The following is a 15,980-nucleotide window of genomic DNA, read 5'->3' as shown; positions in this document are numbered from 1 at the left end:
GGGAGTCGCTTCGTCAATCAATCACTCCGTCTGCCTTATGCCTGTATGGCCCGTAAAATATTGGCTTCAATACGGTTGAGTGGATCGGCGGCTTCGGTTGGCTGAAAGGTCTGTCCGGTAACCGTTTCGAACAACTCAATATAGCGGGTGGTGATCTGATTGACCCATTCGTCAGACATGACCGGGACGCTCTGTCCCGTCTTTCCCTGAAAACCGTTGGCAATTAGCCATTCTCTAACGAATTCTTTTGACAATTGTTTTTGCGCCACACCGGCCTCCTGATTGGCGGTATAGGTATCGGCGTAAAAATACCGCGACGAATCAGGCGTGTGAACTTCATCGATCAAATAGACCTTTCCATCCAGATTACCGAACTCATATTTGGTGTCGACGAGAATCAGTCCCCGTTCGGCAGCCATGTCCGTACCCCGCGCAAAGAGGGCCAGTGCATACTGCTCCAATTGGACGTACTCGGCCTCCGGAACGATTCCCTGACGTAAAATTTCTTCCCGGCTGATGTCCTCATCGTGTCCTTCGTGGGCTTTTGTCGAAGGGGTAATAATGGGTGTCGGCAATTTGTCGTTTTCACGCAGTCCATCGGGTAAGGAAACGCCACATAGCGTCCGCTTGCCATCCCGATATTCGCGCCATGCGTGGCCTGCCAGATAACCCCTCACCACCATCTCCACAGCGTAGGGGTCGCACTTGAGTCCGATGCTCACATTCGGATCCGGCACATCCAGGAGCCAGTTTGGCACGATGTCGGCCGTTGCGCCCAGAAAATAGGAAGCCGTCTGGTTAAGGACCTGCCCTTTGAACGGAATGGGTCTGGGTAAAACGACGTCAAAGGCCGAAATTCGATCCGACGCAATCATGACTAATTTGTCCGGAAAGGAATACACATCCCGAACTTTACCACGATAGAAGGCCGTCTGGCCAGGAAATTGAAAGTTAGTCTCTTGAATTGCGTTCATTTATTTTTAGGATTGATAGCGCAAGGGCGGGTCTGCGTGGCCCGTCCTTGCGCCATCGTTACAGCTTTTCAATAACTATAGCCGAGGCACCGCCCCCGCCATTACAGATGCCAACGGCCCCATAGCGACCTTCGTTCTGTTGCAGGACGTTGGTGAGCGTAGTCACGATTCGGGCTCCGGATGCCCCCAGCGGGTGACCGATAGAAACGGCCCCACCAAATACATTCAACTTTTCCTGAGGAATCTCCAGTACTTTGCTGAACGTGAGCGGGACCACCGAAAAGGCTTCATTAATCTCAAAAAAATCGATATCACCGGCGGTCAGACCAGCCCGTTCAAGAGCCAGCGGTACGGCTTTGGTCGGGGCGGTCGTAAACCACTGTGGCTCCTGTTCGGCATCGGCATAGGCCAGAATACGGGCCAGTGGCTTGAGTCCCAGTTCATCCGCTTTCCGGCGACTCATGATCACCAGTGCCGATGCGCCATCGCTGATGGGCGACGAACTGGCGGGCGTGACCGTACCGGAGGGTGTGAAGGCAGCTTTCAGCGTTGGAATTTTGTCGTAAATAACGTTTTTATATTCCTCATCTTCACTCACCGTCACGCTGCCCTTGCGTCCCGCGACCTCAACCGGAACAATTTCAGAACCAAACTGCCCGCCCTGGGTGCTGGCTTCCGACCGGCGATACGACTGAACGGTAAAGGCGTCCTGCTCTTCCCGGCTGATTCCGTACGTTTCGGCCGTCTTGTCGGCAAAAACGCCCATCGCACACTGATCATACACATCCACCAGGCCATCGCGGGCCAGACCGTCGACCAGCTCGGCATTGCCATATTTGTAGCCAAAACGGGCTTTAGGAACGTAGTAGGGGGTATTCGACATACTTTCCATGCCACCCGCCACAATTACATCGGCCTGCCCCAGCTGGATAGCCTGGGCGGCCAGCATAATCGCTTTGGTACCCGATGCACAAACCTTATTAATGGTGGTGCAGGGAATGTTTGGCGGCAAACCGGCTTTCAGGGCTGCCTGTTTAGCCGGAGCCTGCCCCACATTAGCCGATACCACATTCCCCATATATACCTCCTGAACCTGATCGGGCTGGACACCCGCCCGAGTTACTGCCGCTTTAATGGCCGCAGCGCCCAGGTCGGTCGCCGATAAGGTCGATAAAACGCCCCCGAAACTCCCAATGGGTGTTCGGACGGCAGAAACAATGACGACTTCGTTCATAGTAGTTTTGTTGACTCAATGTCTGGTTCACCACCGATTTTCACCGGAAGCTGGTTTTGTTGAACGCCGGGCGGAGCGAGTTAGTGCGTAAGGCAAATCATCGCCCTGCATCGCATCCAGAAGTTGAAGGGCCTGCTCTTCGCTCAGGTTCAGGCGCCGGAAACGACGTAACAATTCATCCTGCCGCGACGACCGTTCAACTTGCTGCCCACCCGCCGGACTCGGCTTGTTTACCGGCTTGGGCTTCCTGTCGGCAGACTTACGTTGTGGCTCGGGCTTCTTCCCCGAATAGTATTTCTTAACCAGCTCAAAATTATACCTTGCCGATTCATTATCGGCGTTTTCGAGCAACGCCTGTTGAAATAAAGACAACGCTGTGGCACTGTCGCGCTCCAGACAGGCAATAACGCCTAACTGTGTAGCGGCCGATGTTCGCAGATTAGCCTGATCCGATTGAAGCAGGGGTATGTATTGCGGCTTTGCTTTGGCATACTGGTTCAGCCGGAAATACGTATGTCCCAGATTGAGCTGCACGGCTGGCTCAACGGTAGTCGTGGTACGGCTCAGATACATATACAAGGATAGCGCACGAGCATATTGCCCCGTCTGGTAGGCCACTTGCGCTTCCTGACGCAATTGGTTGTTTCGGGAAATCGGGCTCTCCGGAATTAACTGGTTCCACCAAAGCCAGGCTGTGAGCAACAGGTAAATCATTAATCAGGTGTTCCTACATGACGGGCAAAAATAAGACTAAATAGGGAGACCAACTCAAAGTCGGAAGGTTCGAAAGGTCACTATTAAGTCAAGAGCCATTAAACCCAGTGCGGCCAGCAGGAAATAATAGTACTTATTGGTCGAGACCGCCACCCGGTGCTGGTCGATAACCCGGCCTTTCAGAGAGCGCATGATACCGGCTAACTCATTCACGTAAAGCCCACTGGCATCGGCTTCGATGTACTGCCCCCGACTATCGCGGGCCAGTTCCTGCAAAAAAGGGCGATTTAGCTGGCTCCGAACGATCTGATTATTATTATCCCGCACAAAATCCCGCCCTTGTTTGATCGACGCGCCTGTTTCTGTACCCACGCCAACGGTAATCAATGGTAAACCGAATGACCGCAGTCGAGCCAGTTCACTCCGTTCGCAGGGGCCGAAATTCTCGCCGTCGCTGAACAGTACGATCGACCGAACACTCTGGTGGGTGGTCGAATCGGTGAGGAGTTTCTGGCGGGCGAGTTCAATGGCGTTGCACAGATCGGTGCCCCCCGTTGTCGATGCACTGGTATGGACTTCGCGAATGAACTGCTTAATCGCATCGTGATCGGCGGTAAGGGGCGAAAGAACGAACGATTCCTGGGTTGCCAGAATCAACCCGAACCGGCTGCCGGGTAAGGTGTCGCACAACTGCTGAATATCGTATTTAACCCGTTCGAGTCGGGTGGGTACCACATCGCCCGCATCCATGGAGCGCGAAACATCGACAAGCAGAAAGGTGTCGCGGCTGGTCGTGACCAGATCACCTTCGGCATCACCAAAGGACGGACCGAGCAGGGCAATGATTAGCAGGATGAGGTAACTGCCGCGCAAAAAGAATTTTGGGACAACGCCCCAGGCGGCTGTATTTAATTGCCGGGCCAGCCGAAAAGTGCGCCAGACATAGAGCGCATACAGCCCTATAAACAGGCAAATAAAAATAAATTCGGTGCTGGTAAACGGATAAAGCCAATTCATTTGAGCAAGTATGGGCCTGATGATGAGTAAGGTTAGCGGATCGTGATCATCATCAGGAATGGCGAAATTAGCGATTAGGAAAAGATTTTTTGATATATCGCTTGCTGAGAACGAATTATTGCCTTACCTTTGTGTCCCAATCATTCAGGAAGGTAATGGTTGGCTTCGGAGAGATGCCTGAGTGGCCGAAAGGAACAGTTTGCTAAACTGTCGTACTGGTAACGGTACCGAGGGTTCGAATCCCTCTCTCTCCGCTGAGTGAAACGAGTAAACCTTCGGGGTGTAGCGTAGCCCGGTATCGCGCCTGCTTTGGGAGCAGGAGGTCGTAGGTTCGAATCCTGCCACCCCGACATATAAAGTCCCAGATAATCAAGCACTTATCAGAAATGGTAGGTGCTTTTTTGTTGCCATCTACTTTCCGGTTGAAACGCTGGTTGAAACATATAGGTAGGTTGCTATTGTTGGATAATGAAAAAGGGCCAATTACGGCCCTCTAATATTTAATCCTTTATTGCTCTGGTACTATTATACTGATAACTGGCTGAAGCTTTATCTGTGGTGACCTGATAAAGTGATTGTATTCATGGGAGGTCATTACTTGATTAGGGCCATTCAGGTACCTGATAGAATACATATCATCAGACTCCTTTTGAACCAAGAAGAATAACGGTCTCATTATTCTTTGTTGATAGTGCTTTACCTCATCTGCTTTACCCGCTAAAATAGCTTTAAGGGCTAGAATCTTTTTATTCCGTTCTCGTTTCATCATCTTTTGATGGGTAGTACAATAAGTGTGTGTATTCCGTACTGACGGGCGTATTGATGGGCTTCTTTCAGAGTCATTGCATACTCTCTGCTTTTATCGCGAAAATGCACTGGGTCTTTATCTGTTAATGGTTGCCCGGTGCTAAAATCCAGATCATCAATCAGAATAAGCGAACGCGGTGAGCTATCAACAACCTGTTGTAATCGTTGCCGGTTAAGCTGGCATTCTCCCTCCTGTAATACCTTCGTCAATAAGGCTATCTTTTGAGCGCGGTTCATGCTTGACGGTTTGTGAAGCTATCAAAGTCAAATCGTTTCAAATCCATTTCAAGAGAGAGTAATAGAAATGGGTGTTCATCAAGGGAGGATGCCGATTGATGAAAGTAACGGCGTAAGTCGGCTATTGTGCCACCTTTTAAGTACGTTTTTGAATAGTTGCGGTGTTGAATCTGCATACCATGGAGGGGTACTCTATCATAGTGGCAATCGTTGCCGTCTATTGCACCAACTGCACTAAAAGCATAATACAATTGCGCTGAGTCAACCTTATCGAACCGGGCTAAACATTCCCGTAAGCTGATATGATCGCCTTTCTTACAGTCTAAAATACTTTCGGTAGGCATGACCATCAAGTCTAATAGTAAGGGTGAGCATGGGTATAGATTAACGAACCCAGCAACATCGAGAAAGGGCATTTTTCCCTTCCGCTTTTGCTGGGATAACTGACAAAGTAACCGGGTCTGACCTTGCATAGCCTCCTGTAAGATTTTAAGCTTTTCGGCTCGATTCATGTCCTAATCCAGTTTAGCTAATGCCTTATTTAACAGGTCGTCTAGCTGTTCATCAGAAAGCGTAGATAGATCTATTTTCTGTTCCCTCTGTTTGGGTAGTACATACTCCATCAATTTAAGATAAGCTGTAACACGGTCTTTAGGCTCCAACTGCTCCAGGTCGGTTATGATTGTATCAAACTGCTCATCCATTAAGGTAGCAATCCGGCTTTTTAAATTACTGGTTACTTTGTTGGGAGTTCCGGCGGTTCGCCCTCCTGTCTTTTGTCCGTAGGCCATTTTCTAAAGTAGATGGTTTTAGATGTTCACTCACTTTATAAACCTTTTCTATATGCTGTATTAGGTGAAGGGAGGGTAGGTTAATAGTCTGGCAATTGGGGTTTTCGTTAACCGCTATCTACCCAAAAGAAAAGGGTGTCAATATTAGGCCAAAAATACCCCCGTTACGTTTGGGCCAATTATGACTACTTGTTAGATTATCCCGGCATTAAGCTAGGGGGGCAAAAAGGAATGGGCCTATCTGTTCACGGCTATCTATCCTATAAGAAACGCGACCAAGATAAGCAGACGGGGATGCTTCACATTCATATGTAAAAGCAGGCATTTAGGGTAATTAATGCCTATTATTCCTGCTTTCTAAATAAGACGAAAATAGGCTTTAGAGAGAGTATAGGTCGTTTTGATGCCTCAATTATTCATGATTGACAACAATTCGCCCTGAATTTTGACAGCGATTTTTTTTGGTAACACAGCGGTTAATGATCGACTTTGGTTCTGGAAATTTACTATACCCCTCCCTCTAGTAGTCAAGGCTTTAACCCCCTCCCGGCTTTTGACGGTACGTGTGAAAAGCTAGGTAGCGGTTAATAGATCAGCTTACCTTGTAGTTTGCAACATACCCCCAGATGGCGGTGAGTTGATGAAACCGATAGTGGCGATGCCTCATTAATGAAAACATATGAAATAGGCAACCCCCCCATTATCTAATTTGACTCATTACGTGGTGGATTATGCAGCGGTTAACAGATGGGGGCTAAGGTAAGAACCTGAACTCACATCCCATATGCCTTATACCACTCACTGATTCGCGGGCATTTGTGGTATGTTCAGCTTATGTTCGTGGCACATTCGACTATGGTTTACGGGTGTATTACCTAGTCAGAAAAATAGCCTCAGCGCATCTATCAGGGTTATTACGCCCAAGGGCTAACCCCCTATTGATTTTTTTGCATAGGCTTATGCGTGGGAGGTCAGCGGTTAACGGGTAAAGTGGCTTCAGCTAACTAATATACCCTACCCCTGATGGCGTTCTTTGCCCCGCTTAACCTGATGGCAACGATTACATAAGGGCATCAGGTTTGCTTCATCCAACGGCTCCCCGCCTAATCGAATGGGTCTGATATGGTCAACCATTTGAGCGGTTGTTAAACGATTCACCTGTTGGCAATGAACGCAAAAAGGGTAGTTATCTAATACTCTTGCGCGTAGTTTTCGCCATGCAGCCATACGATAGAAATTAGCGGGTATATCCCCATTGGGCTTTTGGTTCGTGGGTTGTTTGGCTTTCATCACCCAAGGGCGTATTGGGTTTCTTACGGTGGGCATAATTTTAAAGACTTATATGCTGATAAAAATGATTGTCTTTTACTGTCTTGAACACCAATTTATTTGGTACTAGATAGCTTTTTACCTTACTTGGTAGCTCTTTAAATATACACAAAATAATGCTTCTTTCCGCCCGCACACCGGCAAAATCTCTTGATCGTGTTTATGCTCTTCAACCCGCTACCCGTGACCAAATTGAACGATTTAAAACCAGTTATTTAAAGCTTTTACCGCTCATTAACGAAAAGGAAAGTGAAGAGAATGTAAAAGACCATTTGATGGACTTTTTGAAAGAAGTCTATTATCGGGATGCTCACGTTGTCGCGCCAAAGGGTAAAACGGATTTTGTTATCCACTTGGGTAAAGACGCGACTACCCAAGCCGGGGTACTGTTTGAAGTGAAGCGTCCGGCCAATAAGGGCGAAATGATAACCCGGCAAAACATCAACACGAAAGCCTTTCACGAACTACTACTTTATTATTTTCAGGAACGGCAACGCTCTCAAAACAGTGATATAAGGCATTGTGTCATTACCAACGTATTCGAATGGTTCATCTTTGACGCGGCTCTAATTGATCGGCTATTCTATCGGAACACTCATTTAGCCAAAGAGTATAAAGCATGGGCATCGGGCCAAAAGGTTAGTAAGAATAATGACCTGTTCTATAATGAGATTATAAAGCCCTTTTTGGCCGAACTCACTGATGAGATTCCCTTTACCTATTTTGATATACGGGACTATCAGAAAATAGTAGCTGATGCCGATAAGGTAAACGACAAGGCTTTACTGTCGCTCTATAAAATACTGTCGCCTATCCATTTGCTGAAGTTGCCTACGGCTACCGACAGCAACCGCCTTAACCCTAAATTCTATTCTGAACTCTTACACCTCATCGGATTAGAGGAGGTTAAAGAAGGCGGTAAAAAGGTTATACGGCGCAAAGAAGCGGGAAAGAGAGATGAAGGCTCTTTACTTGAAAATGCATTAATCGAGTTGGATTCATCCGGTAAGTTCTATCAACTTCACGACCGTAGCCAGTACGGAGCAAAAACCGATGAACAACTGTTTAGCGTTGCCTTAGAACTTTGTATTACGTGGGTTAACCGAATTCTATTTCTAAAGCTGTTAGAGTCGCAATTAGTCAAATATCACAACGGTAACAATGACTATACCTTTCTGAATCGGGAAACGATACCTGATTTTGACGAACTCAACAAGCTATTCTTTCGTGTATTAGCCCGTAAACCATCCGAACGACAAGCATCTATTCAAACCAAGTTTGGCCGGGTTCCTTACCTGAATAGCTCGCTGTTTGAGCTGACCGAACTAGAAAACGATACAATACCAGTAAGCCAACTAGACAACGGCTTAACATTGCCAATACTGCGTAACAGCGTACTAAGAGATAACCCGACTTATAAAAACACTAAAGAGGTAAGTACGCTGGCTTACCTGTTTGCCTTCTTAGATGCCTACGATTTTGCATCAGAGAGCCGGGAAGAAATACAGGAAAAGAACCGGACACTGATTAATGCTAGTGTACTAGGGTTAATCTTTGAGAAGATTAACGGTTATAAAGACGGGTCTTTCTATACGCCGGGCTTTATTACGGAGTATATGTGCCGCGAAACCATCCGTAAAGCGGTCATTCAGAAATTCAATGATGCCAAAGGATGGTATTGCAAAGACTTTGCGGCTCTCGAAAACAAAGACCTTGACCGGGCTGAAGCCAACACACTTATCAATGAAGTTAGGATTTGCGACCCCGCCGTTGGTTCAGGTCACTTTCTGGTATCAGCGTTGAATGAGCTAATTGCTGTTAAGTCTGATTTAGGCGTATTACAAGATGAGAAAGGCAAGAGGATAAAGGATTATACTATCAGTATCCTAAACGATGAACTAGTTGTGCAGGATGAGGACGAAACCCCGTTTCAGTACGTTTTGGGCGCGACGGGTAAACCGACTTATGAACGCCAACGAGTACAAAAGACCTTATTTTACGAAAAGCAGACTATTATAGAAAATTGCCTATTTGGGGTCGATATAAACCCAAACTCAGTAAAGATCTGTCGGTTAAGGCTCTGGATTGAATTATTAAAGAATGCATACTACACTGATGAATCCGGCTTTACGGAACTGGAAACGCTACCCAACATTGATATAAATATTAAGCAAGGTAATAGCCTATTAAGCAAGTTTAGTCTGAAAGAAGATTTAAGTGACGTTTTCAAAAAGCAGAAGTTTAGCTTGAGAATATATAAAGACGCGGTAAAAGCGTACAAAGAAGCAAAGAGTAAGGAAGCTAAAGCCGAACTGCAACGCTTCATCAACGATATAAAAAGCCAATTCCGCGAAACGGTTATTAATCGCGACCCTCGCCGTAAAAAGCTGGCAAAACTACGGGGTGAACGCATTTTGTTAGACAGTGAGCTTAGCATTTTCGATACCGTTAAAGACCCCAAACTAATTGAACTGGAAAGGAAACGGTACGACAAACTGATTGAACTAGCTGAAAACGAAATCAGTGACATTGAAAACAATGCTCTTTATCGCGGCTCGTTTGAATGGCGTTTTGAATTTCCTGAAGTGCTGAACGAGAAAGGGGACTTCGTTGGCTTTGATGCCATTATTGGTAATCCGCCTTATATACGGCAAGAGGAGTTAGGCGAAAAAGCAAAAGCTTACTTTAAAAACACATTTCAAACCTACTCAGGTACGGCGGATTTATATGTATTCTTTGTTGAACAAGGATTTAATATTTTACGTCCTGACGGTCAATTCGTTTATATAATGCCTAATAAATGGATGAGGGCGGGTTATGGATTAGGCTTGCGTAGATTTTTCAAAAAAGAGCGTTTAATTGAAATTGACGACTTTGGCGACTTACAGGTTTTTGACGACGCAACAACTTATCCCTGCGTGATTCAAGCTCAGAAAGCTGTTCCTCTTGATACGTTCCATGCAGTCAACTTGCAAACGCTAACCTATGAAGCTGGTTTAAGTAAGCATGTTGCAAATGTTCGATTTGATATTTCAATATCAGCAATGCAAGATGAGGGTTGGACGCTAGCGAATGCTCAACAACAAAAACTACGTAACAAACTGTTGACGGACGTAATACCATTGAGTGAATACATTGATAACAAAGCGTTTTATGGTATAAAAACTGGCTTGACTGAAGCGTTTGTTATAGATGAAATAACCAAGAATCAATTAATTGCCGAAAATGACAAAAGTGCTAAAGTAATACGGCCGTTTATTTTAGGTCGTGACGTTAAGTCGTTCGGGGTTCCTAAAGCAAGCAAATTTTTGATTTTGTTTGAGAAAGGCTTTACCAACCAAAATCGAAAAGGTGTAGATGCAGAACAATGGCTAAAGCTTACCTACCCTGCCGTTTACAGACATTTATTATCATACAAAGAGAAAGCGAAGGTTAGAACTGATAAAGGCGATTATTGGTGGGAGTTGAGAGCCTGCGATTATTATGATGAGTTTGCTAAGCCTAAAATCATGTACCAAGTATTTCAAGTAAAACCGGCTTTTATTTATGACGAGCAAGGCTCGTATTGCAATAACTCAATGTGGATAATGCCCAAATCTGATAAAGGTTTATTTGCGCTACTCAATTCCAAAATGGGTTGGTATCTGATCTCAAATTATTGCACAGCTATTCAAAACGGCTTTCAACTCATTTATCAATACTTTGGACAAATCCCAATTCCTTTATGTCTTGCCGACTCACAAGAGATTCTAACGACCAAAGTTGACCAAATCCTAACGGCCAAGTCAACTGACCCAACCGCTGATACCTCTGCATTAGAAGCAGAGATTGACCAATTGGTTTATGATTTGTATGGTTTGACAGAAGATGAAGTAGCAATTATTAAGGCAGGAAAGTAAAGTTAATAACTCTATTAAATATAATATCTAATGTCGATTTGGTTAGTAAGATCTGGAAGATCTGGAGAATTTGAAAATAAATTTCTCGTTGACAATAAGATTTATTTAACATGGGATAATTTAAAAATTGATTTGACAGCAATCAAAGACTGGCCGCATTTATCAAAATCATTATCGGAGAGGTATGGTACAGAACAACCTAGAAAAATAGGCAATTGGGCAGGTCAGATTTGGGCTTTTTCAAAAGAAATAAAAATAGGAGACTGGATAGCTTTACCTAGTAAATTTAAACCCACTATACATTTCGGAGAGGTTAAAGAAACATACCAGTTTAATTTAGCGAACGAGAATCCCTTTTATCACTTTATAAAAGTTGACTGGTTTGCTACTGATATTCCTAGGACTTCCATTGATCAAGATATACTTTACTCCCTTGGTGCTTTTTTAACGGTATGTAAAATAAGTAGGAACGATGCTGAAAGCCGACTGAAGGCATTACGAACTAATAATTGGCATAGAAAAAATGTGCCTTTATCAACCGTTATCCAAGCAGATGATACAAAGACAAACGATGCAGAAGAATACCATGAGTTTGAGGAAACGGCTTATGACCAAATAGCAAAGCATATTGGCAGAAAATTTAAAGGCCATAATATGGCGAGACTAATAGAAAGTATTTTAATAGCTAAGGGATATAAAGTTTTCAGATCATCTGAAGGTCCAGATAAAGGAATTGATTTGTTAGCTGCCCCTGAACCACTTGGGTTTGGTAACCCTAAAATTTGCGTCCAAGTGAAGACAACTGATTTACAGGTTGATCGTCCAACTTTAGATCAACTTGTTGGTGTAATGTCAAATGTTAAGGCTGATTTTGGAATTCTTGTTTCTTGGAGTGGTTTCAAAACTAGCGTATATAAAGAAATCCCGAATCAATTTTTTAAAGTTAGGTTATGGGATTCAAAAATTTTATTGCAGGAGTTATTTAGTGTATATGATAAACTGGATGAGGAGATAAAAAGTGAAATTCCATTGAAGAAGATTTGGACTTTAACTCTTCCTGATAGCAACTAACGGTCTTAGAATTTGAAATTCTAAATTTTGCATTTAAGTATATGCTTTTTTGTAAAATAAGAAGATAAGCTTTTTTCACATAAAACCTCTCATATTAAATGGATTTTTTTGTTAACTATATAGCGGGTGCTTTTACCTTAGTTGTAATTTTTTCTCTATTCATTAAGCTTTTTGGGTTCAAGGCTATCGAAAAAGGAATCGGAGAATATATTGAAACGCTGTTTATTAGACAAAAAGTAAGACTTGAAGAATCTGTTAAAGATGAATTCAATAAGTCATTTGAATTATTTAAAATGACTATTCAAGTTGAGCTAGCAGAAAAAATAGAGCCTCTGAAAGCGGAACTTGGAAGGAGTAATATTGCGTTCCAGGTATCTCATACAGAATATATAAAGCGTCAATACAACCATCTGGAGGAGCTATTTTCTAAAGCTTATGAGATAAGTAAAGCGATTAGCGAAAAAATAAATTTTTCAAAGTTGACTTTCAAAAAACACTTAGCTCAAAATGAATTTCTAAAAAATCTACTAAGCGAATACTTGGCAAAAGTCTACATAAGCTCGCTTTACTTGAATGAAGATTCTAGAGCAATTTTGATTGAATATGCATATAACATAGAAAATCTATTTAATACTTATAGTAAGTATCAAACCACTTTACACGATCTAGATTATATCGAAGAGTCTGGTGGAAACATTCAATATGAAGATGAAGACGGAGAAGAGAGATGGGAATCTTATAGTAGTAATCAAATTGATTTAATGATAAAGCAAAATGAATCGCTTAAAGAGACATGTGAATACGTTAAAGAACAGTGTGTACATTCTTTTTCTTCAGTGGATAATACAATTAAGAAATTCATTTATAAACCTGAAAACCCTGACTCTATTGAGTTGAAATACCTGAGTATGTCTAAGTCGGAGTAAATTATAAATCTTTATATATCCCATTCCGCTGGGTAATCATCGCCTATTTCCACATCTAACACTTCACCGTAAATAATTAACCCGTCCCGAATCCAGCGCGGGCTTGGTCTATCAGTCATTAATAAAAAGTCAGCTAGATCAAATCCTTTTATTTTTTGTTCTTTACTTGCCCGTTGCTCTAGATAGTCTGAAATTCTGATTTGATAGCCCTTATTATTGAGTTCGTCAGCTACCTTGCTCCAGCGGGCAAATGCTTTTCCGTCTTTCGATAAGTCAGGAAACAGCATGATAGAACGGGAGCGCAAGGGGGCTATTCGTTCAGCGTTCAAATAAGATAATGCTCCAACTGCTAACCATAAGAAACCCGGTATTAAGGCTGAACAGATAATTGCGGTTTTAGGAGCTTCTACAATTGCTACGGGCTGATCTACTGGCGCAATTGCCAATTGTTGTAAGCCAAACAACACCGGCCAACGGGGGGCTTTGTCATGGTAGTTAGTTAACCAATCAGGGGGCTGTTGTTGTTGCTGTGCATATCGACGCATCAGGCCATAACTTACAGAACTGATGCAAACTTTCTTGTTGCCTTCTTGATTGGTATAGTTAGCCTTATGCCAATCGTCAGTAAATAACACAACTTGACCTGAACGGGTACGGCAATGTTCGTCAGTTAACCAGAACACACACGCACCCGGCCAACGGGACGACGTACCAACCTGAAAGCGTTGTAATAGTTCATCCGCTTGAGTTTGTCCGAACTGCCTAACGAGTAACCGGGCAAACTGATTTTGTTGATAGTGGCTCAATGATTGTTTTATTATCTCGTCAGGAATAGTGTAGATAACCGGGACTTGTGTAGATCGTGCAGATTGTGCAGGCTTATCAAAAACATAATTTACAACTCGCTCAGCTTGTTCTAAGGTTGCACCTTGCATATCCATTAAACATTGTATTACACTACTTCTTTGCACGTGATTCCGCTTCTGTTTTCCGGCCATGTGAAACCATGTTTTTGGTATAGCTGGCTGTTTCTGTTCATCAGCATAGCTTAGGCCCGTTGCAGTTTTCTGGTAAGGACTGAGTGAATAGCCGCAATTACTTTCACGGTCACAACGTCCGTAGGTTTCCGGCAAAACTTCACCCGTCTTTGTATCTATGTATCGGCTTAGTGTCTTACGGTGGCGCGGCCCACACTGTGGGCAGTCCACTTTAATGGCTTTTTTAGGGAATTTATATCGGTAGAGTTGTGTAGTAGCTGGCATAGTTAGAAAAAGGTTTGTTTTTGCCTACACTTGCTACACATCCTACACACATTATATTCAGGCAAAAATCTATCTGTGTAGGTTATGTAGGTTGTGCAGGATGGAAAACAACTTTTATTTTAGTACGGAATCTCAGTTCGATGAGTATAGGCAACGAAACCAAATCGGGCACGTTCAGTTTGTATCCCGTTAGCGTTTAGTCGCTTCTGAAAGTTTTTGTTGTTAACGGCCCGGTATCCATTCTCTAAACAGTAGGTTTTATAATCCCGGTACAAGTCCTTCAGGGGCGTTGTAACGCTACTGGTTTGGTAGCCTTGCTCATCCAGAAAAATCCGCACAGTATCAGACTGTCGTTTATAGGCTTCTAGCTGCTCTATTACTGCTTCACAATCCGTAAAACGGTTTTGACCTAAAAGTCTTTTCAAACCCTCTAAGATCCAGTTAAATACCCCTGATAGCTCAGATGAAATAATTTTGGCGGCTAATTGCTTATCCTGTTCGTGGTCAGGAATCGTTATGCCAAAAGGTACGATGAGGAACCGCCGAAAGTAAGCCGGAGTATGCTCTACATCGGCAGGTAATTCGTTACAGTTAAAAATGAGTTTTGCATAATTAGTCAATATAAAGGGCTGACCATACGGTAAACGAGCTTCAACGGGTTCTCCTGATACCATTTGCTTGAACGTGTCAGCTTCTAACTTTCCATTGATCTCACTGGCATAGTTTACTAGCTTCGTTGCTAGATGAGCGCGACAATAAGCGGGTTCATTGGTCAAGCTTTGCAAGGAATAGTGAGAAACGTTATCCGGCCCTAATAAGGCGGTTATGATCTCAAAAAAGACAGATTTGCCATTTGCACCTGAGCCGTAAAGAAGTAACGTCTTTTCCAGTTTCAACTTAGCCGGATTGATAAAGACATACCCTAAATATTCTGCTAATAGTTTTTGGCAGTCAGTATCTGGTTGCACCCGGTCTAAGAATGCTTGAAATTGTGGGGCGGTGGCTTCTGGGTTAAATGCAAAAGGTAATTGATAAGTCAGAAAGTCGTCGGCATTTGGGGCGCGTAATTGCTGGCTAATTGGGCTTATATCAAACGTCCCGTTTTGCAGATTGATCTTTACCGTATCTCTATCAACCTCAGGAGCGGATAGATAAGCTGTTTCTGTAAATTGCTCGAACAAGTCTTTGGAGAACTCTACGTACCGGGCGGTGAATTTGTCAACACCCATTCGTTCGGCCGCTTGCCGCAAAAATGCTTTTAAGTCATCTTTCTCCAAAGGTCTCCAATAAGCACCATTGTAAGAGTAGAAAAACCCTTCCCGCCGACATAAGCCCCATTTGTTTCGTTTAGCAAGGTCTAGCAGTTCCTCAACCGTAATAATTAGTTGGTGCGGTTTTTTTAACTTTATTTCATCGTCGTCAGGTTCGAACCCGGCCTTTTGCCGAAAGTCAACTTTTTCAACCTGTTCTAACAGGCTGTTCATTAACTGTTTATGGGACTTACCAACAAAGGCGGTTAGGCGCATTTGTTGGGCATCAGTCTTGAGTTGAGCTGTTATTTTTGATACAGTTAATGTATCTTTGTTTAATTGATTAAGCATGTTTTCAGAGAGTTAGGGGCGTTCGGGGGAACGCCTTTTTCTGTTGGAATTCAAGTTACGGTTGATGAAATCAGTAATGAGCCACAGGATATACATCGCTATGGCGGGAGTTGGCATC

At 43.7% G+C, this 15,980-nt stretch carries 13 protein-coding genes and 2 tRNA genes; 5 read left to right on the top strand and 10 right to left on the bottom strand.

The window, feature by feature from the left end:
* Positions 1 to 35: 35 nt before the first annotated feature.
* From ACYVK4_RS19255 to ACYVK4_RS19240, 4 genes are read right to left on the bottom strand one after another with little or no spacing between them, the layout of a single operon-like run.
* On the bottom strand, positions 36 to 974 hold the full coding sequence (locus tag ACYVK4_RS19255) for a phosphoribosylaminoimidazolesuccinocarboxamide synthase (RefSeq protein ID WP_461129150.1): 939 nt from the start codon (positions 972 to 974) through the stop codon (positions 36 to 38).
* A gap of 58 nt (positions 975 to 1,032) precedes the next feature.
* Complete coding sequence (locus tag ACYVK4_RS19250) at positions 1,033 to 2,208, bottom strand: acetyl-CoA C-acyltransferase (RefSeq protein WP_461129149.1); 1,176 nt, start codon at positions 2,206 to 2,208, stop codon at positions 1,033 to 1,035.
* A 27-nt stretch (positions 2,209 to 2,235) separates the two neighbouring features.
* Positions 2,236 to 2,922: a tetratricopeptide repeat protein gene (locus ACYVK4_RS19245; protein ID WP_461129148.1), complete on the bottom strand. Its 687-nt coding sequence runs from the start codon at positions 2,920 to 2,922 to the stop codon at positions 2,236 to 2,238.
* 54 nt (positions 2,923 to 2,976) lie between these two features.
* A complete protein-coding gene (locus tag ACYVK4_RS19240) occupies positions 2,977 to 3,939 on the bottom strand; it encodes a vWA domain-containing protein (protein ID WP_461129147.1) in 963 nt (320 codons plus the stop codon).
* Positions 3,940 to 4,106: 167 nt separating this feature from the next.
* Between ACYVK4_RS19240 and ACYVK4_RS19235 the strand changes: the two genes are divergently transcribed.
* Both ACYVK4_RS19235 and ACYVK4_RS19230 read left to right on the top strand, forming a co-directional pair.
* Positions 4,107 to 4,193, top strand: a tRNA-Ser gene (locus tag ACYVK4_RS19235).
* Positions 4,194 to 4,215: 22 nt separating this feature from the next.
* A tRNA-Pro gene (locus ACYVK4_RS19230) sits at positions 4,216 to 4,289 on the top strand.
* A 415-nt stretch (positions 4,290 to 4,704) separates the two neighbouring features.
* On the opposite strand, the gene ACYVK4_RS19225 is transcribed toward ACYVK4_RS19230, so the two are convergent.
* The 4 genes from ACYVK4_RS19225 to ACYVK4_RS19210 all read right to left on the bottom strand — a co-directional run bounded on the left by ACYVK4_RS19225 (position 4,705) and on the right by ACYVK4_RS19210 (position 7,001).
* Complete coding sequence (locus ACYVK4_RS19225) at positions 4,705 to 4,983, bottom strand: hypothetical protein (RefSeq protein WP_461129146.1); 279 nt, start codon at positions 4,981 to 4,983, stop codon at positions 4,705 to 4,707.
* Entirely contained in the window at positions 4,980 to 5,495 is a 516-nt protein-coding gene (locus tag ACYVK4_RS19220; protein ID WP_461129145.1) for a hypothetical protein, read from the bottom strand. Before ACYVK4_RS19220 ends, ACYVK4_RS19225 begins: the two co-directional genes overlap by 4 nt.
* A gap of 3 nt (positions 5,496 to 5,498) precedes the next feature.
* Positions 5,499 to 5,774 (bottom strand): hypothetical protein, encoded by a 276-nt coding sequence (locus tag ACYVK4_RS19215; protein WP_461129144.1) that lies wholly within the window; start codon positions 5,772 to 5,774, stop codon positions 5,499 to 5,501.
* Between the two features lie 1,014 nt (positions 5,775 to 6,788).
* Positions 6,789 to 7,001 carry an HNH endonuclease gene (locus tag ACYVK4_RS19210; RefSeq protein ID WP_461129618.1) on the bottom strand — a complete coding sequence of 71 codons (213 nt, stop codon included), beginning with the start codon at positions 6,999 to 7,001 and terminating at the stop codon, positions 6,789 to 6,791.
* A 218-nt stretch (positions 7,002 to 7,219) separates the two neighbouring features.
* Between ACYVK4_RS19210 and ACYVK4_RS19205 the strand changes: the two genes are divergently transcribed.
* From ACYVK4_RS19205 to ACYVK4_RS19195, 3 genes are all read left to right on the top strand, one after another.
* Entirely contained in the window at positions 7,220 to 11,002 is a 3,783-nt protein-coding gene (locus ACYVK4_RS19205) for a class I SAM-dependent DNA methyltransferase (protein WP_461129143.1), read from the top strand.
* A 30-nt stretch (positions 11,003 to 11,032) separates the two neighbouring features.
* A complete protein-coding gene (locus tag ACYVK4_RS19200; RefSeq protein WP_461129142.1) occupies positions 11,033 to 12,073 on the top strand; it encodes a restriction endonuclease in 1,041 nt (346 codons plus the stop codon).
* Between the two features lie 98 nt (positions 12,074 to 12,171).
* Positions 12,172 to 12,999, top strand: a complete 828-nt coding sequence (locus ACYVK4_RS19195; protein ID WP_461129141.1) for a hypothetical protein — start codon at positions 12,172 to 12,174, stop codon at positions 12,997 to 12,999.
* 11 nt (positions 13,000 to 13,010) lie between these two features.
* Here ACYVK4_RS19195 and ACYVK4_RS19190 read toward each other — a convergent pair whose 3' ends face one another.
* On the bottom strand, positions 13,011 to 14,261 hold the full coding sequence (locus ACYVK4_RS19190) for a DUF6371 domain-containing protein (protein ID WP_461129140.1): 1,251 nt from the start codon (positions 14,259 to 14,261) through the stop codon (positions 13,011 to 13,013).
* Positions 14,262 to 14,380: 119 nt separating this feature from the next.
* A complete protein-coding gene (locus ACYVK4_RS19185; RefSeq protein WP_461129139.1) occupies positions 14,381 to 15,862 on the bottom strand; it encodes a DNA primase family protein in 1,482 nt (493 codons plus the stop codon).
* Between the last annotated feature and the right edge of the window lie 118 nt (positions 15,863 to 15,980).

The organism is Spirosoma aerophilum, from assembly GCF_054782495.1.
The sequence above is the reverse complement of the archived record's forward strand: the minus strand, read 5'-3'. Positions and strand labels throughout refer to the sequence as shown.